Origin of the sequence: Paenibacillus sp. LjRoot153 (assembly GCF_964253085.1) — a bacterium.
Classification (GTDB): domain Bacteria; phylum Bacillota; class Bacilli; order Paenibacillales; family NBRC-103111; genus Paenibacillus_E.
In genome coordinates, this window is the sequence record NZ_CAXUQH020000001.1 from 7,815,198 (window position 1) to 7,836,900 (window position 21,703).

At 48.6% G+C, this 21,703-nt stretch carries 18 protein-coding genes; 9 read left to right on the plus strand and 9 right to left on the minus strand.

The genetic code is table 11. The annotated features are described in order from the left end of the window. Nucleotides 1–2: 2 nt before the first annotated feature. Nucleotides 3–1,184, minus strand: coding sequence for an EAL domain-containing protein (locus ACSQ8P_RS33995; RefSeq protein WP_436239164.1), 1,182 nt, complete (start codon nt 1,182–1,184; stop codon nt 3–5). Nucleotides 1,185–1,396: 212 nt separating this feature from the next. Here ACSQ8P_RS33995 and ACSQ8P_RS34000 point away from each other — a divergent pair, with 212 nt between their 5' ends. From ACSQ8P_RS34000 to pyrH, 3 genes are all read left to right on the plus strand, one after another. Beyond that, complete coding sequence (locus tag ACSQ8P_RS34000; RefSeq protein WP_436239165.1) at nt 1,397–4,285, plus strand: ATP-binding protein; 2,889 nt, start codon at nt 1,397–1,399, stop codon at nt 4,283–4,285. A gap of 308 nt (nt 4,286–4,593) precedes the next feature. Continuing rightward, nucleotides 4,594–5,919, plus strand: a complete 1,326-nt coding sequence (locus ACSQ8P_RS34005; RefSeq protein ID WP_436239166.1) for an MFS transporter — start codon at nt 4,594–4,596, stop codon at nt 5,917–5,919. Nucleotides 5,920–6,083: 164 nt separating this feature from the next. Next, nucleotides 6,084–6,824 (plus strand): UMP kinase, encoded by a 741-nt coding sequence (gene pyrH, locus ACSQ8P_RS34010; protein WP_436239167.1) that lies wholly within the window; start codon nt 6,084–6,086, stop codon nt 6,822–6,824. 383 nt (nt 6,825–7,207) lie between these two features. Here the strand turns inward: pyrH and ACSQ8P_RS34015 are convergent, their stop codons facing one another. Further along, a complete protein-coding gene (locus ACSQ8P_RS34015; RefSeq protein WP_436239168.1) occupies nt 7,208–8,089 on the minus strand; it encodes a GNAT family N-acetyltransferase in 882 nt (293 codons plus the stop codon). Between the two features lie 178 nt (nt 8,090–8,267). On the opposite strand from ACSQ8P_RS34015, the gene sigY reads away from it, so the two are divergent. The 4 genes from sigY to ACSQ8P_RS34035 all read left to right on the plus strand — a co-directional run bounded on the left by sigY (nt 8,268) and on the right by ACSQ8P_RS34035 (nt 10,797). Beyond that, nucleotides 8,268–8,792, plus strand: a complete 525-nt coding sequence (gene sigY / locus ACSQ8P_RS34020; RefSeq protein ID WP_436239169.1) for an RNA polymerase sigma factor SigY — start codon at nt 8,268–8,270, stop codon at nt 8,790–8,792. A 1-nt stretch (nt 8,793) separates the two neighbouring features. After that, nucleotides 8,794–9,207 carry a YxlC family protein gene (locus tag ACSQ8P_RS34025; protein WP_436239170.1) on the plus strand — a complete coding sequence of 138 codons (414 nt, stop codon included), beginning with the start codon at nt 8,794–8,796 and terminating at the stop codon, nt 9,205–9,207. Then, nucleotides 9,194–9,406, plus strand: coding sequence for a sigmaY antisigma factor component (locus tag ACSQ8P_RS34030; protein WP_436239171.1), 213 nt, complete (start codon nt 9,194–9,196; stop codon nt 9,404–9,406). Before ACSQ8P_RS34025 ends, ACSQ8P_RS34030 begins: the two co-directional genes overlap by 14 nt. Nucleotides 9,407–9,591: 185 nt before the next feature. Next, entirely contained in the window at nt 9,592–10,797 is a 1,206-nt protein-coding gene (locus ACSQ8P_RS34035) for an MFS transporter (protein WP_436239172.1), read from the plus strand. Between the two features lie 454 nt (nt 10,798–11,251). Here the strand turns inward: ACSQ8P_RS34035 and ACSQ8P_RS34040 are convergent, their stop codons facing one another. Continuing rightward, a complete protein-coding gene (locus ACSQ8P_RS34040; RefSeq protein ID WP_436239173.1) occupies nt 11,252–12,079 on the minus strand; it encodes a DUF6597 domain-containing transcriptional factor in 828 nt (275 codons plus the stop codon). 93 nt (nt 12,080–12,172) lie between these two features. On the opposite strand from ACSQ8P_RS34040, the gene ACSQ8P_RS34045 reads away from it, so the two are divergent. Then, entirely contained in the window at nt 12,173–12,622 is a 450-nt protein-coding gene (locus ACSQ8P_RS34045) for an SRPBCC domain-containing protein (RefSeq protein WP_436239174.1), read from the plus strand. A 54-nt stretch (nt 12,623–12,676) separates the two neighbouring features. Here the strand turns inward: ACSQ8P_RS34045 and ACSQ8P_RS34050 are convergent, their stop codons facing one another. From ACSQ8P_RS34050 to ACSQ8P_RS34065, 4 genes are read right to left on the minus strand one after another with little or no spacing between them, the layout of a single operon-like run. After that, nucleotides 12,677–13,348 carry a GNAT family N-acetyltransferase gene (locus tag ACSQ8P_RS34050; protein ID WP_436239175.1) on the minus strand — a complete coding sequence of 224 codons (672 nt, stop codon included), beginning with the start codon at nt 13,346–13,348 and terminating at the stop codon, nt 12,677–12,679. Between the two features lie 21 nt (nt 13,349–13,369). Continuing rightward, nucleotides 13,370–14,038: a GNAT family N-acetyltransferase gene (locus tag ACSQ8P_RS34055; protein WP_436239176.1), complete on the minus strand. Its 669-nt coding sequence runs from the start codon at nt 14,036–14,038 to the stop codon at nt 13,370–13,372. Between the two features lie 4 nt (nt 14,039–14,042). Further along, on the minus strand, nt 14,043–14,900 hold the full coding sequence (locus ACSQ8P_RS34060; protein WP_436239177.1) for a carbon-nitrogen hydrolase family protein: 858 nt from the start codon (nt 14,898–14,900) through the stop codon (nt 14,043–14,045). Between the two features lie 40 nt (nt 14,901–14,940). Continuing rightward, nucleotides 14,941–15,930, minus strand: a complete 990-nt coding sequence (locus ACSQ8P_RS34065; RefSeq protein ID WP_436239178.1) for an acrylyl-CoA reductase family protein — start codon at nt 15,928–15,930, stop codon at nt 14,941–14,943. Between the two features lie 195 nt (nt 15,931–16,125). Here ACSQ8P_RS34065 and ACSQ8P_RS34070 point away from each other — a divergent pair, with 195 nt between their 5' ends. After that, on the plus strand, nt 16,126–17,715 hold the full coding sequence (locus tag ACSQ8P_RS34070) for a histidine kinase N-terminal 7TM domain-containing diguanylate cyclase (RefSeq protein WP_436239179.1): 1,590 nt from the start codon (nt 16,126–16,128) through the stop codon (nt 17,713–17,715). Between the two features lie 414 nt (nt 17,716–18,129). Here the strand turns inward: ACSQ8P_RS34070 and ACSQ8P_RS34075 are convergent, their stop codons facing one another. Together ACSQ8P_RS34075 and ACSQ8P_RS34080 are read right to left on the minus strand one after the other, a co-directional pair. Further along, nucleotides 18,130–19,905 (minus strand): ABC transporter ATP-binding protein, encoded by a 1,776-nt coding sequence (locus ACSQ8P_RS34075; RefSeq protein WP_436239180.1) that lies wholly within the window; start codon nt 19,903–19,905, stop codon nt 18,130–18,132. Further along, a complete protein-coding gene (locus ACSQ8P_RS34080; protein WP_436239181.1) occupies nt 19,898–21,676 on the minus strand; it encodes an ABC transporter ATP-binding protein in 1,779 nt (592 codons plus the stop codon). Before ACSQ8P_RS34080 ends, ACSQ8P_RS34075 begins: the two co-directional genes overlap by 8 nt. Nucleotides 21,677–21,703 lie beyond the last annotated feature (27 nt).

Here is a 21,703-nt window from a genome sequence, read left to right on the forward strand (position 1 = left end):
AATCAGATCAACAAATCCAAAAACAAATAGTATCCCTCACCCATCGCACACGAGTAAGTCTGAATCTGACGCGAGGTATCCAAGTCAGTATAGGCTTGGGAGAGAATGCCTTGCTTTTGCAGATTCATCATCAGAATGTTAGAGATGAAATACGGCCGCCACGTCCAGTTCGCTTGACGGTAGCTCTCGTCTTTGCCCCACCCCTCTTCGGAACGTGTGTAGTTAGATGAAATCTGGTAACCATCTCCTTGGCAGATGTACATGCGGATGCAATTGTCGGTGACGTTGCCGATGGTTATTTCAATCACAGCGTCGGCTTCATCGGCATTTGAGATGTGAACGGAAGAATGGTTGAGTGTATCCAACCTTTGATGCACACTCAGCAAGCGATGATATCGCTGAAACTCATCCTCACCGAATGATTTTATTTCTTCCTCCAGCATAGCCTTGTACGCCTCTGGACGCTGCAGGCCTGGCTCTGCTTTTGAGAATAGAAAGCCTTGCACATATCTAGCCCCAACCTGCAAAGCGCTGCGCAGCTCCTGCTTCGTCTCGACACCCTCAACCAGTAGGGAAGCACCAATCTGAGCAGATACAATGGAGAAAGATTGCATAACTGCCTTATAGCCATCATGGACGATGCTCTTTTTCAAGATATTCAGGTCAACCTTCAAGATCTTCGGCTGCAAGCTCGCAATTCGATCGAAATTACTAAAGCCGCTTCCGACATCATCAATGGCGATCGTACATCCAAAGTCACGATATAATTCAACAATCCACGTCAGCTCCTGGAGCTTGCCCATAAATTCCTCTTCGGTGATTTCAATGACGATCCGCGAGGGATTAATCTGGTACTTTTTCAACAATTCAAGTGTTGGTAAAACACCCGTTCGTTTGTAAGTTCTATAAATCCAGGAGGGCTTTAGGTTGATAAACAGTTCGCTCTCGTCCGATGCAGCGGCTATTCGTTCTATGGCCTGCTCTCTTAAATGACGATCAATCATAAGCTGCATATCCTCGGAAATATCAGGGTCTTTGAAAAAGGGACCTAAGCTCTCCACACCACTCTCACGTTCCCATCTACCTAGTGTTTCATACCCTATGATTCGTTGGCTCTGCAAAGAGATAATTGGTTGAAAATAGGGACGTACTTCATGACGCGGCGGAATCTTGATGTTTTTCACCTGCACAGTGCGCCTCCTTCTCAGAAAATTATTTATGTCATATGACTTAACATCACACATCGTTATTGACTCATATTTTAAACGACATCGCCACTTTCTGCAATCCGCCGTGGGAGAAAACATGACATTATCAATTTTTAGAGGAATTTGTTGATGTTTGTCGAATTTCTAAGTGATCTTTTATTCTATTAGAAGTTAGGTGACCGATTGGAATGAAAACCTTCACGAGATCACGAATCTCCATGTTATATGTTATTTTAATTGTCGTTTTGCTAGCTTTCGTCAGTGTGTCCAACTATATGGCTTCTCGAAATATGGAGAGGGAAAATAATGCGATCGTGAATCAGGCTATTCCGATTCTAACGACGGCCAATAGTTTATTGACCAGCTTAATTAATCAGGAGACGGGTCTCCGCGGTTACCAATTAGGTGGTGGAAATGAACAGTTTCTTGAACCTTATACAACGGGAAGAGACCAGGTCGCCATGGATTTAAACACACTTTCGACCTACGACAAAAAATATCCAACCCTACAAATCATTATTGATACGCAGGCGATACCTGCCATTACCAATTTGCAAAAGTACTATGATACGACCTTGGAATTGTTCCGTGCTGGTAAAATTGAAGAAGCGAAAGCCCGTGTCACTGGCGGTAAAACGCTAATGGATCGCTACAGGGTCATTCATACGAGTATTGAAAATAATATCGAACAGATTACGTCTACAGCCTATGAGGCTTCTCAGCAAGCAGGTAAAACCTCCCGTTTGATCACAATTATCGGCTTCCTGATTGCTCTTCTTGCAGGAGGTATGTCCATCATCATCTCCTTGCGCTCCTACGAAGCGGAGAAAGAACTGCGCAAGAGTGAGGAAACATACCGCTATATGGCGGAAAGTCTGGAAGCCCAGAACGAGGAAATTATTGCCCAGCAAGAGGAACAGCAGATCACGCTGGCTAAGCTGTCTGAACGCGAACGGGATTTGGAACTCATCTCCTCTTACCAAGAGAAGCTCACTGGCTATGTGAAATTAACTGATTTCTTGAAACATACGCTGCCTGCCTTATTAAATTCGCTTGCACAGGATGCTGCCTTGGTTGTCCTCGAGGATCGCTCAGAGAATGGAGAGAGTTCCTACGAGGTTATTCATTCCATCGGGTATCCCAAGGGACATATTCAAGCTTCTCGCAAAGAGCTCTTCGGCCCGGCCAGACGTGTATTCGAAGAAGGCGTTTCGATCACACATACCCGTGATGTGACAGGCACTGAGCAAGGTGTCCATAACGGTATAACGCGAGCCGTCGACCATTACATTCCTCTCACGGATGACAAGCAAGGAGTCATTGGTTTTCTTTTACTGACGAGTTACCAAAGCTCGATCTATCAAGATGATAACCAACGTTTAACCAAAGGCTTAGTTCGTCAATTCGGACTTGCGTTCTATGCACAGGTCGTGAATGATGAGAAACTGCAGCAGGCAGAAAGCCTAGCCTTGCTGAACGATCAGCTCACTGCAGAGAAACAACTATTAGAAGGTCAGCACGATCTTATTCAAAATATTCTAGAATCTGCCCACGAGGGCATGATGATGTGTGATTCGCAAGGCACGATTCTTTTCTCCAATCATCGGATGAATCAGTATTTCGGGCTGAATGAACGGATTGGCGAGAACCTTGTTAGCTGCAGCTATGAGATTGGAGCTGAATCACCTAGTTTTCATGGGGTAGCAGCTTCCATCGAAGCCCTGATTGATCGCTCACTGTCTCATTTGACGCAGCGCTTCAGCTTCCAGCAGGACGAGCAGCACCAACATGCAGAGCTCTACGCTACCGTTGTTAGCGAAGGCACTGAGCAGCAAGGCTACCTCTTCGTTTTCCGTGACCGTACAGAAGAAGAGCGCGTGGATGAAATGAAAAATGAATTTATCTCCATTGTTTCACATGAGCTGCGGACTCCGCTGGCCAGTGTGCTTGGATTTATCGAAATTTTACTGCATCGCGACCTTCCGCAAGAGAAGCAGAAACGTTACATGGAAACCATTTATAACGAAGCACAGCGACTGTCGAATTTAATCAACGACTTCTTGGATCTACAACGGATGGAGTCCGGGCGTCAATCGTACAACTTCGCACCGATTCATTTGCAGTCCCTCGTCACTGAAATTGCAGAACAATGGCAGGATAAGCAGCTGCATCAGATCGTCGTTCACCAGGAAGAGCCTGAGCTTTGGGTACGGGCAGATGTTGATCGCATTCGCCAAGTCTTTGATAACCTCATTAGCAATGCTATTAAATACTCGCCGGCAGCAGATCACATCGACATTCATCTATTGGCACATGAGGGTAAAGTTACAATTGCCATCCAAGATTACGGACTCGGTATACCATCAGAAGCGAATGAGCATATGTTCTCGAAATTTTTCCGTGTCGACAACTCCGACCGTCGTCAGATTGGTGGTACAGGCCTCGGACTGGCCATTGTGAAGGAAATCATCGAGGGCCATGGCGGGCACATCTCCTATACGTCCGAAATGGGACAAGGCACCACGTTCCGTATTGAAATGGACCAATATGAGATTTCCGGCTTAGACGGGAAAATCGTCATTTTCGAAGACGATGATAACTTGGCCAAATTAATACAAGTCGCTTTGCATAAGCTGAGTCTGCCCTCTATCCAACTGCGTTCCGCTGAAGAAGGCATGATCGCACTGCGTCGCTGTGAGGGTGAAGGCCCTATTCTGTTCATCGTAGACATTCATCTGGAAGGCGAGAAAACGGGCTGGGATTTCATCGCAGACCTGTACAAACATCCTGTGCATGCCCAAACGCCGGTTATTGTTTCAACAGCGCTCGATCCGCCTCATGATTATCATGAGAAAGAGATTGAGAAATATCTGAAGAAGCCTTTTACGATGGAACGACTCGTGCAGGTAGCAAAACGCTTGCTCGACAATAAAAGTAGCCTAGCCTACGTTTTTCCTGCTCAAGACAAAGATACGCTTTCCACCACCTTAGAACGCAACGGCATTAATGTGCTCAAAATGGAAGAGAAGCAGGACATGATTGAGGTTGATCTCATTAGGCCCCTATCGGACAAGTAACCGTTCATTGATCTCTCCTACCTTTTTGAGGTGGGGGAGATTTTATTACCACATAGGAAAGTATAAGTTTTCGGCAACCGAAAACTGCTTTCATATTGGCGATAAAACCTACATCTCTCGGGGTCACCACAAAGTAATCGGAATTTACTTCGAAGCTTATCGTCACTTTGTGGGGTAGAATAGCGGTCGCTCAGCTTTGAATGGCCTCGATAAAGATTTTATCATTATTGTTAAGAAGAGGGATTTCCCTGCAGAATCGCCAATATAATAGAGAAATAGAGGTAAGTGAAGAGAAAGGGTGTGCCCTCATGGCAAAACTTGAATCCACTTCCAATCCAGCACGTGGACGAAGTGTTTGGGCGTTATTTTTCTCCCTGCCGATTTTCGCATGGGCGATGTACGATTTTGCAAATACCATTTTTTCTTCCAATATCGTAACTGTGTTCTATCCTTTTTATCTAAAAGAAACCTTAGGTAAGAGCGAGGAGCTGAACCAGATTGCAAGTACGTTCATCACGTACTCCAATGCGTTATCCAGTTTCTTCTTAGTACTCCTATCTCCCTTATTCGGCGTCTGGATTGATCGCACAGGCAAAAAGAAAGCCTATCTCGTCCCCTTCACACTGATCGCGATTATCGCAACGCTTCTCATGGGGGCATCGGCCCTATGGGAGACCGATCAAGAATGGCTAGGACTCAACACTTCAATTCTCGGTGTTATTTTATTCTTCATGATCGCTAAATTTTTCTATAACTCCAGCTTAGTGTTCTATGATTCCATGATCTCTGATCTGGGCAATGAACGCGAGATTCCTTTGATCTCTGGGTTTGGTGTAGCGGTTGGTTATGTAGGCACGCTCGTCGGCCTTGTTGCTTTCTTGTTTGTTCATGATAATCACTTTGAGAGTACCTTCATCCCGAGTGCTGTCATGTTCCTCATCTTCTCACTGCCGATCATGTTCCTGTACAAAGAGAAACGTCAGAAGCCTGTGGCTAGTAACAAATCATTGCTTAGCGGCTATCGCGAGATTTGGACGACATTCAAAGAAGCTCGAAAATACCACGCAGCCTTTACATTCATGATCGCCTACTTCTTCTTTAACGATGCCATTGCCACAGCGATTGCGGTTATGGCTATATATGCAAATACAGTCATGGGCTTCTCGACGGGGCAATTCATTCTACTTTATCTAGTATCCACAGTGTCCAGCGTGATCGGCTCCTTCCTATTCGGTTATGTGACGCGCAGCATCGGACCTAAGAAAGCGGTATCCATCGTCGCCTTAATCTTAATTGTGGCCATCTCCCTCGCTTCCTTAGCGACAAGCCAGAGCATCTTCTGGGTAGCAGGCAGCTTGTATGGCGTCTCCATGGGGGCGATGTGGGTGACCTCTCGTACGCTGATCGTACAGCTAACACCGGAAGAAAAGCGCGGTCAATTTTTCGGCCTATTCGCCTTCTCGGGGAAGGTGTCCTCCATTGTCGGACCTCTACTGTATGGCTCCATTACATGGGCATTGGCCTCCACTGGCAACTTAGCGAGTCGTGTCGCTCTCGGCTCCTTGCTGGTCCTTGTGATCGTTGGACTCATCATCCATATGCGAGTTCCGCAAAAATTGCAAAATCCCGCTTAATTCATGTACAATTACTTCTAACATGAGGAAACAGACACAGAAAACACTAAAGCATTTAAGGCTTTAGTGTTTTTTTGCAAGCATCCGTTGGTTGCCGCACTACACTTCCTAGTCAGACACATTCTATCGTACAGGCGTTCTCATCAAAGAGAGGGGATATGATAATGACTTTACGGTACAAGCGAGTCCTTATTAAACTTAGTGGCGGGGCTGTAGCAGGTGAAAACTCCTTCGGATTTGACCCCATTCAGCTGGATCATATCGCCAATGAAATTATGACCGTCGTGAATTTGGGCGTTGAAGTGTGTCTTGTGATTGGCGGAGGCAACATTTTTCGCGGCAATATGGGTGAAAGCTGGGGCATCGAGAAAGCGGAGGCTGACAATATCGGCACGCTCGCGACGGTCATCAACAGCTTGATGCTGCGCGGTGTGCTGAAAGCGAAGACAGAGGCTGAGGTGCGTGTCATGACAGCGATTCCGATCGCTTCTGTGGCGGAGCCTTTCATCCGTTTACGAGCGATTCATCACTTGGAAAAAGGATACATCGTCATTTTCGCCGGCGGAAACGGACAGCCTTTCGTTACGACGGATTATCCGTCCGTGCAACGTGCCATTGAAGTCAATTGCGATGCCATTCTCGTTGCCAAGCAAGGCGTGGACGGTGTCTTCGACAAAGATCCGAAGCACCATCAGGAGGCGCTCCAGTACAAATCTCTCCATTACAACGATGTGATTCAGCACAATTTGAAGGTGATGGATCAATCCGCCTTTATTCTAGCGCGGGACTACCATGTACCGATTCATGTGTTCAATTTTGATAAGCCAGGCTCGATGAAGGACATCTGTGCGGGGCTGAATACCGGTACCATTATTAGCGCGACATCTGAACTCATTTATCATTGATGAATTGGCTTAACCTCCACCCTCTCTGCCTCTCCATTGTATCGTCGCACCATCGCACCATCGCACCGTCGCATCGTCGCACCTTTGCGGATTTAACTGTATAAAGTACATCTAATTCTTCCACATTTCCCTTAAAAGATACAACAACTGGATTTTCTCCAGTTAATTTAAACCGATTTCGCTGAAACGGCGGGTATTGGGGTTTTTAACTATATATTTTCCAGCTAATCGACCAATTCGAGCGTAAACGGCGAAAATAGATGGAGGTTTTCCAGTTAGGCTCGGCGGGGCGGCGGAGGGAGAGGGCAAGTTGAAGCTAATTTCCCTTCAAATAGCAAAAAAAAGGATAGACAGCAGAACGAATCTGCTGCACTATCCTTTTTTTAACCGCGGAGGAGCACGTAATAGTCATTAGCGTTTTTCGTCGCAAATCCACAGGATTCATAGAGACCCAACGCCTTCTCATTCTCTACCGAAACTTCCAGTTTGATATCCTCTGCATGATCTTGCTCTTTAAGCGCCGTAATCGTTTGACTCAAAATCTGACGACCATACCCCTTGCCCCTAATACTAGGCAGCATGCAAAAACCATAAATAAATCCACTAACGCCCGGCTCCACCATCGCACCAAGCTTGCCAATCGGCTCTTTGTTCTCGCCTAGCTCCGCAATCCATGTTCGTTCCTTGTCACCTGTGATGGTTTGGTTCACGTACTCGCGCGTATCCACTTCTGACATGTCGAAGCCTGACATATTCAGTTTAACTAACAACTCGGTATCGGAACTATCTGCTAAGCGAATACTCAACTTAGTTTGGGTGGAGGCAGGTGGGATTACTTGAGCTTTCAGCTCCATTACATACTCCGAAAAAGAGTACTCCGCACCCAATTTGGTCAGAAAAGCCTTCCCGCTTTCCGAGCCACGCTCATTGATGAAAATGAGCTTAGGAACCTCTCTTTGGCTGCACACTTCCATAGCCGTTTGAACAAGTTGCTTGAAAATCCCTCGGCGCCGCGCCTCTGGATGTACCATACCACTGATCTCCACCTCGGTAGATAAGAAGCTGTAAATAGCTAGGAAACCGACAATTCGGCCATTTTCATAGTAAACAAAATCATTCATCACGCCAACAGGACGGCTGGATAACGTGCCCCAGTTAAGTTTAATGTCGATATTTTCGTAAGCATTGCATATCTCCCATAGCACTCGAACTTCCTCCAGCTCTTCAGGAGATAAACCCGCTCTTGCATAGATACCTTGTTTCATATGTTGTCCTCCATTAGTCATCTCATTCATATGGACTTACCTGCTGTCATTATACATGTCTGAGCACTGCGGTGGTAAGCTAATAAATCATTCTACACATTTTTTCTTATAGCCGTGAACGATCTTCATGAGCTGTTCGTACTATCTATGAAACCAGGTAGAGAGGATGTTCAATCACTTGGAAGAGAACGAATTCATTCGTCAGGCCATGCTAGGCGACACTACCGCTCTGTCTCAGCTTCTGCAGATGCATTATGCGTTTGTTTATAAATATTTGGTCAAAATCACGCTGAATCCCTCCCAAGCTGAGGATCTCACGCAAGAAACGATGGCCCGATGTATTGAAAAAATAAAGCTCTACAACGGGACTTCGAAGTTCTCGTCCTGGTTAATCACCATCGCTACTCGGTTGATGATCGATCAAGGGAGACGCCGCCTGTGGGAGCGCAAGTGGCAGGAGAAAGAGCAGCAGCAAGCCTTGCGCCAGCTGCAATGGCAGACAGCACATCACACGGATAAGGCTTGGCCTGAGGTGTTAGACGCTTTAGCCGAGATGCCGCGAGATAGTCGTATTCCGCTCATTCTCAAGCATTACTACGGATACACCTACGAAGAAATTGGCGGCATGCTCTCTCTTGCAGAGGGCACCGTGAAATCAAGAGTGCACAACGCACTGAAACAACTACGGAAGGAGCTGAAGTAGAATGGACGAAGATTCGCTAAAGCAACGGCAGCGAGAGACAAAGGAGTTGAGCAAAGGGCAAAGCAAGGTGCCGGATGGAAGTGATCTGTATCGAGCGAGCCAAGATCCATCTGCCGAGGACGTTGCTCGTCAACTGCGCGACGGGCTTCACCTGCTCGATACTGCCATCCATGTGACAACCCCGAGTGCAGCTTGGTTTGATCAACATATCGCCGCGACGCGAAGCAAGCGAAAATCCATGCTGATGCGTGATTTAGCGATTCTATGGATCGGCGCGATGTTCTTGTTTTATGTATTTTATCTGACGGTAACGGCTCAGCCTGTCGCCTTCCTCTCCATCCAAGTCGCGGCGATACTGATTCCGCTAGCTTGGCTCATCTTAAGAAAGCAGGTGGCTTCTCATGACGACAACTGACTCCAAATTCGATCAACTTCCTCTCTGGGCTTGGATAGGTCTTGCATTAATTATGCTTATACAAAGCACATGGCTATACATGGACTCCCGCAAGCGCGGTACCCGTCATCCTTGGTTTTGGGGAATTTGGGGCATCGTTCAAGCTCCAGTTCCCACGATTGTTTATCTGTTCGCAGTGCGTAAGATTCACCGCAAATGAACTGCCATTCTTACTTGAAACGGTTGCCTCCATGGCAGCCGTTTTTTCATGCCCACACGGATACTTTTGGAAATAATCAAAATCATATTGACTTCCATCTGTCACGTGAGCTATGATTTGGATGTTATTTTACTACCTTAGTAAATTAGTAATTTAGTAAAATTAAATCGAAAGGAATGAGACCTTTGTTAACCAATCGCTATGTGCGAACCATTCTCCTATCCCGTGTGCTCCTGCAGCTCGGTATTTGGATCCGGAATTTCGCTATCCTCCTCTATATCTCGGACATTACACACAATAATCCGCAGTATGTATCCTTGATTTCCATTGTGGAGACAGCACCTATTTTCATCTTCGCCTTTATTGGCGGCACGTTCGCCGATCGCTGGCAGCCGAAGCGGACCATGGTTTGGAGTGATCTTTTATCCGCTGTAACGGTATTCCTTGTATTGCTTACCCTGTTATCTGGCTCTTGGTACGCCTTGCTAATCGGGACGTTCATTTCTGCCAGTTTATCGCAATTCTCACAGCCTTCCGCTATGAAGCTCTATAAAAAAAATGTACCCGCGGAGCACCTCCAAGGTGTTATGGCGATGTCTCAATCCCTCGTTGCTATTTTCATGGTCTTGGGCCCTGTGATCGGTACGTTCATCTATCTGAACTACGGTATCGAAGCTTCTCTTATCCTCACAGGCGTGATGTTCTTCGGATCATCCCTAGTCCTTACTTTCCTCCCGAAAGACGAGATCGAAGAAGCTGCTTCAGGAACCATAAGCTTCTTGAATGAGCTAACAGCCGGCCTGCGCTATGTGCAATCTAACCGTGCGCTCAGAACACTAAGCCTAACTTTCGGAGTTACTGGATTAGCCGCCGGTCTTGTTCAACCGCTCGCGATATTCATAGCCATTGAAAAACTAGGATTAAGCAAACAATCTCTGCAATGGTTCCTGATGGCGAATGGTGCTGCGATGCTCATCGGCGGGACGGCCATTATGGGGGTTGCGAAGAAGGTTAAACCGCAGTTTTTACTTGCTGCTGGTTTGCTAGTAAGTGCTGTTTGTACCATTGGCGTCGGAGCCTCTACCCTCGTGTCCATGACGCTGATCCTACAGATTGTTAGTGGATTGTTTTATCCCTGTATCCATGTCGGCATTCAAACCCTTATTATGCGTAACACGGAAGGGCCGTTTATGGGGCGAGTCGGCGGTGCGATTACACCAATTTTCATGGGGATGATGCTAGTGGGGATGTCTTTATCAGGTTACTTGAAGGATACGACGTCGTTGTTGACGGTGTATGTGCTAAGTGGCTGTTTACTGTTCGCGGGGGTTGTGTTCCTTAGCCCGCTTCTTCGCAAAAAACAACAAAGTGCGAAGCAACAGGCTTTGTAGGAAGTGATGGCGGGATCAAGTTCAACAGAATGATCGTGTAAGGTGCTAGCTAGTTCATGACAATTGTGGGGGCTGGATAGTTAGTCCTGGTTCGGGAGAGCTCCTTGCGGAAGAATTGCTAGTTGTCGATAGGGTGGTAGCTGTTTGTTATAAGTAGTTATGGTGGCCTGTTAGTGCACGGGTTGCTGTTACTTTCCACTTCAGCATAGATCGACTCCTCAGCTATTAACTGGATTTTCTCCCGTTAATTCACCCCGATTAGGGACTATAGGCAAATATCTCGCTAATTTGATGGAGGTTTTCCAGCTAATCATTCGTTTCGCTGAAAATCCCCTTAAATAACTGGAGGTTTTCCAGTTATCCCTTTCGGCGGCGGAATCGCATAGTGACGGAGTGACAGCGAAGCCCGAATGGCCGTGCCATCCTTGCTTCTTCCCCACACCACACTTCCCCCTCACTTCGCCCGCTTCGCCAAAGCATACTCTTCCGGTGTCTGACCGAGTATCGACTTGAAATCCTTGATGAAATGCGACTGATCATGATAGCCCAGATCCATCGATAGCTTTGCCCAATTGTGCGTATCCTTACCGTCGGTGGTCTCTGCTGCGCTTTGGATGCGGGCGATTTTGATCACCCACTTCGGGCTGACTCCAACATACTGGTCGAAAAGCCGCTGTAGCGTGCGGATATTCATTTGAAAATGTTCACAAATAGCGTCAACCTTGGTGATCTCCGGCTGTCCATACACATAATCAACGATCTGATTCACCAATGTGACCTGTTCATCCTGGGCAGGTAGCTTGGACCGAATCATGCTCTCAACCAGATTAACGTTCCGCCCATCATCGCTATGACTAAACACTTGCGCTTCCAAGAAACGAGGGTCAGTGTTAAAAACATCCCCAATACACAGCGGATTGTTCAACATGCTAGACACGTTTTCTTGGACAAAAGGGTAAAAGCCGCCTGGCTTAAATTTCACGCCGAACACACTCCCTTGCCCTTCTAGGTGATGTCCGTACTTTTCTTTGCCAGGACCGTAAATCGCCGTTTTCCCCAGCTCAACAACGAGATTCACGCAGGGATTAGGAATAACATGCTGTGTATAGGGTTCTTTCCCAGCCAAATCCCATTTGACTACCCAATAATGACGAACGAAGAAGGCTGCATCCTCAGCTGGAGCATATCGAGAAAGCTGAAATTTGTGCCCACCTTGCTGAAAATTTATAATACCCAGGCTAGGCATGGGGGAATTCTTGTTTGAATTCGTATTCGTAGGCATATCGAACACTCCTTGTCGCGTTTTTACAATACATGGGATTACTAGATGCATTATGATAGGTAGGATCACAGAAGCGAAGGAGTGCGAGCGGTTATGGAACTGAAATATGAATTTTATATTGGTGCAAGCACGAAGCAAGTTTGGGATATTCTCATCACACCAGAGGGAACTCGGCAAATTTTATTTGGCTGCGTGCTGCATTCTACCTTTGAAATTGGCTCTGACTATTCCTATATTGGCCCAGGTCAAGATGGGGATGAAACGGTTCATGTGTATGGCAAGATTTTGGCCTATGAGCCTGAGAAATTACTGAGCTGTACCGAGCATGCAGGTCCTTCCTATCGGGAAAACCATGCTGATTTCGAATCACGCATGACAATCACCCTAGAAACCGTAGGCAACTGTACAAAATTGACGCTCGTGAACGATCAGTGGACACCAGATCACCCGAGCTTTGAGTCAACAAAGTCCAGCTGGTGGATGATTCTGAGCAATATTAAGACATTGGCGGAGACTGGTAAAACGCTAGATTTCGGATGGTAGACTTTTAACCTTAGAAAGAAATACAGGAGTCCATTTGGACTCCTTTTTACATTATTACAAAGGCAGCAGCGCCAACGTCTCTTTCCCTTCCAAGCCAGCAACCATGGATTCCCAAGCATGCGGTTTATTCGCGAGCACCGCATAATACCGTCGTAAGAACTTTGCCACCAAAGCAGCACTGATCTCCGTCATATCTTCATCCGTTGGCAAGAAACAAAGATCCAGCTCCTCGACAGCGTCCCCATTGTTCTCCCAGGATGGGTGTACGTAGGAGAAATCAATCCGCTTGTAGCCAAGATGCGACAGCACCTCACGTCGAACGTAAGGGTCCATCGGCTTCACGCCGCCAAAAGCATGCCCCTCGATACGATACGGATCGTAAATCTCAGCGAACATCCCTGCAATCTGCTTACCTGATTCAGCGGCCAATCGCTCCAGATCCTGCCACCGTTTTCTTGCCAAAAACCGCCCAATCCCCAGACCTGCCTGACCAATTATCGTAAAATCCGTCATCGCCACTTGATCTTCCTCATAATAGCGATACTCCGTCGTGCCGACTACCTTGCCTTCATGAACGGCCACAAACACGCGAATCCCTGGATCTTCAAGAGGCTCCCTCCATAACGAATACTCCAGCACTTCCTCCGGCGGAAACACCTCTTTCATCAAATCGTGCATCGATCGAAACAACGGATCCTCAATACTCGTTATGCGTATAAATTCCATAAGGTCAACTCACTCCTATTTTTAATATATAAAAGGGTTCCGCCACTCCATCAACAGCGCATGATTCAGCGATTCCTCATCCTCCAAATACCCCGCAACTACGCCTACTGGCGTCCTGCCGCATCGTAACAAAAAGGTAATCACCGGATCCTTCATCGTCCCCGCCATGACAGCTGCCGCATAGTCATCAGCACTCATTTGCTCCGCCACCCTATGGTAGCCAGGCATCCGCCCGCCTCCAAGCAAACGAGCCAGTCCTAGCTGAACAACAACCTCATACATCGACTGCATGAGCCATTTGCCAAGGCCAAACTTGCGGTACGCTGGCATGATACACACATCCACAATGTAGAGCGTGTCACCATCAGGTTGATGTGTCCGGATATACCCATCATCCGTCATCGCTGACCAGCTATGATCGACAGCCCCAGCCATCCGCTCACTATCCACCCGCAGTCCCGTGATTGAGCCGACAATTTGACCCGCAATCTCCACGCACAGCGCCCCTTCAGGAAAACGGGTGACATGCTCAGTGAGCTGCTCCTTCGTCCACCAGAGTTCTGAAGGAAATGGCGGTGGAAAGCTCAGCTGCTGAACGCGAATCAACGCATCAAAATCGGCTGCACCATACGTGCGAATGACCGCCTCCACGGGCGTATCACCATCAAACACATAAAGTTGTTTTCGCATAATCTCAAGACCAATCTGTATATAAATCTGTGCGGCGGTCGCGCCAGGTGGTGACGGAACCCCGCTCCCGGACGAGCGTCAGCAACGAGAGATCGAGATCGGCGGTCACAACCATATCGCCATTAATCTCCCCTTCGACGAGAATACCTTTAGGCGGGAATGGCACATCATTTGGCGTAATGACAGCGGCTTGACCGAAGTTCGCTCTCATGAAATCAACCGTTGGCAAAGCGCCAACCGTCCCTGTTGTTACGACGTAGATCTGATTCTCAATGGTCCGGGCATGACACGTATACCGAACCCGATGGAACCCATGCCGATCATCTGTACACGAAGGAGCGAACAGCACATCCGCCCCACGGGCTCTGGCCATCCGCACGATCTCAGGGAATTCCACATCGTAACAGACGAGAATGGCAATCCGCCCTTTGTCCGTATCAAAAACCTGCAGCGAATCCCCAGCGCCCATCCCCCATTCCTTCACTTCCGTTGGGGTAATATGAAGCTTTTTCTGCTCGCCAATACGACCATCTGGATAGAACAGGAACGCTGTGTTGAACAGCTTGTCTCCCTCAGCAGTAATGTGCGTACCGCCAATCAAATGCATGCCCGTTTGCTGAGCAAGTCCTTGAAATAAGTCGCGATATTTCTCCGTAAAAGAAGGGAGGGCTTCTATCGGCAATGCCTTGCCGTTCTCATCGCCAATGGACATCAGCTGTGTGGTGAACAACTCCGGAAACAGGACGAAATCCGCCTCAAACTCCTGCGCCACCTTCACATAATGCTCTACCTGTGCGGCAAACTCTTCAAAGCTGCTTATCGTATGTAAATGATATTGAACGGCAGATACCCGCATTTTCATGATTTCAACACTCCTCCACCACATTATTCAAACCAAACCTTTACAGCTTGACCAACACCCTGCCTCTTACCTTGCCTTCCAATACTAACTTCGCTGCCTCAGCAACCTCATCCAATACAACTTCCTTATACACCGTCTGCTCGAGCAGCCGTGGCTTCAACTCCGTTGCCATCCGCTCCCAGAGCGCTGTTCTCACTTCTGACGGACAATAGACGGAATCAATGCCGAGTACATTCACACCTCGCAGGATAAAAGGATACACCGTCGCCGCAAAATCCGCGCCGCCCGTCAATCCACTCAGCGCCACGGAAGCGCCGTATTTCATTCGACTAAGCACGTGCGCGAGCGCCGGGCCTCCCACAGGATCAACCGCCCCAGCCCAATACTCCTTGCTGATTGGCTTACTTTCGGCAGGCGAAAGCTCCTCCCGAGACAGCACACGCGTCGCGCCAAGCTCAAGCAAATACGCGTAGTCAGCAGACTTCCCTGTGCTTGCCTCTACTTCATAACCGAGGGCGGCGAGCATCGAGACGCTGCAGCTGCCTACACCACCCGTTGCCCCGCGCACTAGCACGGGTCCCTGCTCCTTGCGCAGCCCATTCAGCTCCATTCGATGAATGGACAGCGCTGCTGTAAATCCCGCTGTGCCAAGGATCATCGCTTCGCGATGCGTCAGTCCCTGCGGGAGTGGCACGACCCAATCGGCGGGGACGCGCGCATACGCGCTGAATCCGCCGAAATGCCCTGTGCCCAGCTCGTAGCTGGTCACGAGCACCTCATCTCCCTCGCGATAGCGGGGATCTGACGAGGCCACGACCGTACCCGCCAAATCAATGCCAGGTACCATAGGGTACTGGCGCACGACTCGCCCCGATGGGCTGCAAGCCATCGCATCTTTATAATTGATACTGGAGTACGCGACGCGGATCGTCACTTCCCCAGCGGGTAAATCCTCCATGCGCAGTTCTTTTATTTGGCAAGAAAACTGATCCTGTATTCGCTCGACGACTACTGCGTTAAAGCTATCCATATTCACGCCTCCAAGCTATTTATCACCATTTCATTCGATTCTATTAGTTTACTAAATTTTGTAACTCCTTTCCATTCTTGCATGCCCACACTTTCAATTATATTTTCCATTTGTTCCCTATGACCGCACGCAAGGATGTGATACCATTAAATCGACATTTTAACTAATAATTCTACAAATACTGGAGTGCGACCCATGGATCCTACGTTAACCATGTTCATTTCAATCATCGCAACCTCGGGAGTTTTCACCGTCTTTTTGTGTATGTATGCCTATATCAAACGCAAAGAAATACCTAGTGCCTATACATTTGTCATCTATACGGCTACACAAGCCATTTATATTTTTGCTCATGCTTTTGAAATGGCCAGCGATACGTTAGTCGAAGTAAAACGATGGACGATTCTCGAATATATTGGCATCGGGGCCGCGCCTGCCATTGGTTTACTGATTGTCATGCAGTACGTTGGCTTGAACTTGACTCGTAGTAAGATAGCAGCGCTCTTCGTCATTCCAGCCATTACCTTCGTTATGGTGATCACCAATGATTATCATCATTTATTTTATAAAGAAATGTATTTTCGTGAAAATGCACCATTTCCCACTACGGATATCGTCATCGGACAATATTACATCGTTCACGGGGCTTATATATTCGGATGTATGCTGGCAGCGGTCGTCCTGCTCTTACGCAGATGGCGCCAAACTAAAAAAGCCTACCGTTTACAGCTCGTGACCTTAATCATGGGGCAATTCATGCCAATGACAGGGGCCTTCATTTATTTGATAGGCTTAACACCGTATGGCATGGATCCTGTGCCGATGATCCTTTGTGTGACTTCTGCCATGTACATTTGGGCGATTGTGTCAACTAGGATGCTGACGGTTATACCGATTGCGAAAGATCGTATTTTTGAAAGTATGCGGGAAGGCGCTATTGTGCTGGACTTCTCAGATCGGCTGGTGGACTTCAACGGTGTGATTAACTCGATGTTTCCAGGATTAACAACCGACATGCTTGGATTAACGCTCGATGAAGCTTGGATTCGATTATCGGGTACCCCGTTTCCCGTAGTGCGATCAGAAGACGGTGCGCAGGAAGAATTTAGTTGGCGCGCCTCCGACGGCAAGGAATTCTTTTACCAGATCCGTTCCTCCGTTGTTCGGGGACGCAATGGGGAGCCGATCGGGAGCCTACTGATGCTGATCGACGTCACAGAGCAGAAACTGCTCCAAGATCAATTGGAACAGCTAGCCTATTATGATGGCTTGACGAAGCTGCTGAATCGAACGGAGTTTCTCCGTCGGAGCAAGATGATCTTGGAAGAAGATCTGAGTAACCAGCTGTCGACGTGCATCCTTCTCTTCGATATCGATCATTTCAAACATATCAATGACACCTACGGTCACGATGTTGGCGATCTCGCGATTCAGCACGTAGTGCAAGTGGCGAGGCAAATTGAGGTAGACGTACCTAGTGCGCTGATTGCAAGGTATGGCGGTGAGGAGTTTGTCATCGCATTGCCTGCCTGCTCGCTGGATGAGGCGGCCTTGCTGGCCGAACAAATTCGCGCACAGCTTGAAGCGAAACCGATGAGCGGCAGCTTCGGCTCGATTGCCGTTACTGCAAGCTTCGGATTGACGCAGGCAAGCCATCGCGGAGATAGCTTGGAGATGCTTCTGAAGCATGCAGACATGGCCTTGTATCAGGCCAAACGGGCAGGTCGGAATCAGGTCCGCGTCTATGACGTGCCTGTAGAAGCGTCGTCAGGTACCTCGCGGTGAGCATTAGCTGTAGAAACTACAGTTAAAATTGGCTAAACTCGGCGATTCCTGAGTTTAGTTGGAAAAACTACAGCTAATTCTGTCATATGAGAGCATTTCGGCAAAAATGGCCTGAATTAGCCGTAGGAAATCCTTTTATTCAGCGCGCGCGGGGAAAAGGAGCTGGAATAGATGGAGAAAATCCAGTTGTTTGGCTGGTGGGGGACTGGCGGGGAGTTAGCGGGTACGAAGGGGTTGGTGCGGGATTGGGTGGGTCTGTTGAGGACTAGTGAGAGAATGGCGCGGGATTGATGGGGACCCACGAGAATTGACAGCAGCTGCGACGGACTGATACGTGCTCTACTAAATAGCAAAAGGGAGTTCCCCTCTACGGGAACTCCCTTTCTATTTCTTATCGGACTCCACGTCCGTCCGTCAAAGCGAACTTGCTTCGCTGAATTGGCTCGCATACAAATCATAGTAATGCCCACGAATCGCCAGCAGCTCCTCGTGCGTGCCGCGCTCCACGATCTCGCCGCCGTGGATGACCAGAATTGCACTCGCTTCGCGAATCGTGCTGAGCCGGTGGGCGATCACGAAGCTCGTTCGCCCTTTCATGAGCACGCCCATCGCCTGCTGGATGTGCTGCTCGGTACGCGTGTCGACGGAGCTCGTCGCCTCGTCGAGCACGAGAATCGCGGGGTCGGCGAGAATCGCCCGCGCGATCGTGAGCAGCTGCCGCTGTCCTTGACTCAAGTTGCCGCCACCGGCGGTCAACTTGGCGTCATAGCCGTTCGGCAGCTTGCGAATGAACCCGTCCGCGTTCGCTAGCTGCGCGGCGGCTTCCACTTCTTCGTCCGTAGCGTCTAAGCGGCCGAAGCGGATATTTTCTCGGATCGTCCCCGAGAACAGATAAACATCCTGCAGCACGAGGCCGAGCTGGCTGCGTAGACTGTCTTTTTCCATATCACGAATGTCGAGCCCATCTATCGTAATACTGCCCTCATTTACATCGTAGAAGCGAGTCAGCAGATTGATGATCGTTGTCTTGCCTGCACCCGTAGGGCCCACTAGAGCAATCAAATCGCCAGGCTCCGCAGTGAACGAAACCTCATGCAGCGTGGGCACTTCGTCCGTGTAGCTGAAGGAAACGTTTTGAAACACAACTTCACCTTTGACATTGGTTAGCTGTACGCCTTCCTTGCTCGAATCGTATTCCGTCTCCTTATCCATCACTTCAAAAACCCGCTCCGCACCCGCAATACCCGACTGAATCATATTATACTGGTTGGCAAGATCGTTAATAGGACGACTAAATTGCTTCGAATAGTTCAAAAAGCTGATAATCACACCAACCATCGTCCATCCCCTCAGCACCATCCAACCCCCGATAGCAGCCAGTAGAATGAAGCTAAAATGATTGATCATATTCATGCTCGGCCCCATCATACCCGAGAGCTGCTGTGCACCTGTACCAGCGACTCGAAGCTGCTTATTAATTGCAGCAAGTTGATCGACGGCAGCGGCTTCGCGCTGGAACGTTTTCACTACTTTTTGCCCAGAAATCGTCTCTTCGATTAAGCCATTCAGTTCCCCAAGCCGCTGCTGCTGCTCTTTGAACAAGCGTTGTGTATGTTTCGTGATTTGCTTGGTTGTGAAAAGTACGATAGGAACCGTGATTAAGGCGATGAGCGTAAGCCAAATATTCAAAGTAATCATCATAATCAACGACCCGACAATCATAATGATACTGGTCATGATCTGCGTTAAATTTTGACTGAGCGTAGTCGCGACGTTATCGACATCATTGGTCGTGCGGCTCATGAGTTCCCCATGTGAGGTCTTGTCAAAATAGCTGATAGGCAGCTTGTGCAGGTGGCGGAAAAGATCCTGTCTCATTTGCCAGACGGTTCGCTGGGATACCCCAGCAATCAGATAGGATTGGATCCAAGATGCAGCCCCGCTGACTACGTAACAGCCGAGTAGAAGGAGACACAGTCCAAGCAGCCCACTCCGGTCTCGCGGTATGATGTAATCGTCAATGGCTCTACCGATTAAATAAGGTCCAAGCAAGGCAAGACCGCTGCCTAGAACCGTCAAGATCGCAACAGTGATCAGCCCGGTACGTTGAAGTCTTAGATAGCCCCACATGCGAAGGAGGGTTGCGCCGATGTTTTTCGCGCGTGGTTTGCGCGCTTGCTTGTTAGCCATGCAGAGCCGCCTCCTTCCCCTGCTGGGAGTTGTAAATATCTTGGTACAGCGCGCTTGTCGCCAGCAGTTCCTCATGTGTTCCTCGTGCAGCGATGCGCCCCTCTTCTAAGACAAGAATTTGATCGGCCTGCAGGACGGAGGAGACGCGCTGCGCGATAATGATGCGTGTACTGCCTGCCATCAACGCTTGCAGAGAACGTTGGATGCGTTTCTCCGTACCTAAATCAATAGCACTCGTGCTGTCATCCAGCACAAGTAATGGAGATCGCAGAAGCAAGGCCCGAGCTATCGCTATTCGCTGCTTTTGACCACCAGACAGGTTCACGCCTCGTTGTCCCAACTTGGCTCCATAACCCTCAGGTAGGTTGGAGATGAAGCTATCGGCCTCTGCTGCTTGGGCGACTGCCGTTATCTCGGCATCCGATGCCCCCGGCTTGCCGAAAAGAATGTTATCGCGAATCGTCCCACTAAACAAAATGGACTGCTGCAGCACAATTCCCACTTGACTCCGCAGCTGCTCGACGGGCAGTTCTTTCACATCAACGCCATTCAGGCGAATATGTCCACTGGACGCATCATAAAGTCGCGGGATCAAGCTAACCAGTGTGGATTTACCTGAGCCTGTCGCCCCAAGAATGCCAATCGTTTGACCTGCCAATGCCTTGAAAGAAATATCCTGGAGAACTGGCTGATCGGGAGCTGTTTCATAAACGAATGAAACCCGCTCAAATTCTAACTCACAGCCCACCACTGGGGAGGATGGAGCCAAAGATTGCTTTGGTTCAAGTGCTTCTGATTTATCCTGATCCTGAGCAGGCTCATTTGGGTCCACTTGCGTATCGAGTACTTCTCGAATCCGTTCGGCGGAAACCTGCGCGCGGGAAATATTCATCAGCGTATTCGTAATGGAAACGAGCGAAAACAACACTTGGCTTATATAGATGATGAATGCGGCCAAATCACCAATTGCCATCGAACCGCTCCACGTTTGAGCACCGCCGAACCAAAGAACGGCAACGATGCTTATGTTCAAAATCAACGTCATCAGCGGCCCGCTTGTAGCCAAGGCCCGAGCAGAGCTAAGACTGGCGTTCAACAGGTCCGTGTTCGCTTTGCCAAAGCGGGTCCGCTCGAAGGCGGCGCGAACAAAAGCTTTGATCACACGAATACCCGTCGTGCTCTCTTGCATAACCGTGTTTACGCGATCGATCTTCGTCTGCATCTGGCGAAAAAGCGGCGTAGAGCGTTTCATCAATACATACAGAATGACGAATTGAATCGGTACGACGGCTAGCAGGATCAAGGAAAGGCGTGGTGAGATGACCACAGCCATGATCAAACTGCCAATAAGCAGCGACGCTTCACGTATAAATTGGCGCAGTAAAATTTGCAGGATGTTCAGCATTTGCATCACATCGCTGGTCAAACGAGTGATCAGTGATCCGGTCGAGAATGTATCCAATTGTCGGAACGACAAAGATTGCACCTTCTCGAATACGCTTAGCCGCAGATCAGCACCGAAGCTTTGGGCAGCCTTCACTGAGAAAAATGTACAACCCACGCCACCGACAAGGCCAATGAGAGCGACGCCCAACATATGTATGCCTGTGGACCACACTAAAGCCAGATTCCCTTCGGCAACCCCGTGATTCACAATGGTCGCCATGAGGCGGGGCTGCGATAAATCCATGCATACCTCCATCACCATCAGCAAAGGAGCAAGCAGTGTTATGAACCAATACGGTTTAACAAATGATCGTAGTTTCCACATGGCATGATGTCCTTTCTTTTGTTTGCC

Coding starts and splice junctions, on each gene's coding strand:
- ACSQ8P_RS34055 (WP_436239176.1), bottom strand. CDS start 14,038: ATGCGAAAACAACTTTATGTGTTTGATGGTGATACGCCCGTGGAGGCG.
- ACSQ8P_RS34030 (WP_436239171.1), top strand. CDS start 9,194: ATGACGACAACTGACTCCAAATTCGATCAACTTCCTCTCTGGGCTTGG.
- pyrH (WP_436239167.1), top strand. CDS start 6,084: ATGACTTTACGGTACAAGCGAGTCCTTATTAAACTTAGTGGCGGGGCT.
- ACSQ8P_RS34060 (WP_436239177.1), bottom strand. CDS start 14,900: ATGAAAATGCGGGTATCTGCCGTTCAATATCATTTACATACGATAAGC.
- ACSQ8P_RS34015 (WP_436239168.1), bottom strand. CDS start 8,089: ATGAAACAAGGTATCTATGCAAGAGCGGGTTTATCTCCTGAAGAGCTG.
- ACSQ8P_RS34065 (WP_436239178.1), bottom strand. CDS start 15,930: ATGGATAGCTTTAACGCAGTAGTCGTCGAGCGAATACAGGATCAGTTT.
- ACSQ8P_RS34040 (WP_436239173.1), bottom strand. CDS start 12,079: ATGCCTACGAATACGAATTCAAACAAGAATTCCCCCATGCCTAGCCTG.
- ACSQ8P_RS34075 (WP_436239180.1), bottom strand. CDS start 19,905: ATGGCTAACAAGCAAGCGCGCAAACCACGCGCGAAAAACATCGGCGCA.
- ACSQ8P_RS34080 (WP_436239181.1), bottom strand. CDS start 21,676: ATGTGGAAACTACGATCATTTGTTAAACCGTATTGGTTCATAACACTG.
- ACSQ8P_RS34045 (WP_436239174.1), top strand. CDS start 12,173: ATGGAACTGAAATATGAATTTTATATTGGTGCAAGCACGAAGCAAGTT.
- ACSQ8P_RS34000 (WP_436239165.1), top strand. CDS start 1,397: ATGAAAACCTTCACGAGATCACGAATCTCCATGTTATATGTTATTTTA.
- ACSQ8P_RS34005 (WP_436239166.1), top strand. CDS start 4,594: ATGGCAAAACTTGAATCCACTTCCAATCCAGCACGTGGACGAAGTGTT.
- ACSQ8P_RS34070 (WP_436239179.1), top strand. CDS start 16,126: ATGGATCCTACGTTAACCATGTTCATTTCAATCATCGCAACCTCGGGA.
- ACSQ8P_RS34050 (WP_436239175.1), bottom strand. CDS start 13,348: ATGGAATTTATACGCATAACGAGTATTGAGGATCCGTTGTTTCGATCG.
- ACSQ8P_RS34025 (WP_436239170.1), top strand. CDS start 8,794: ATGGACGAAGATTCGCTAAAGCAACGGCAGCGAGAGACAAAGGAGTTG.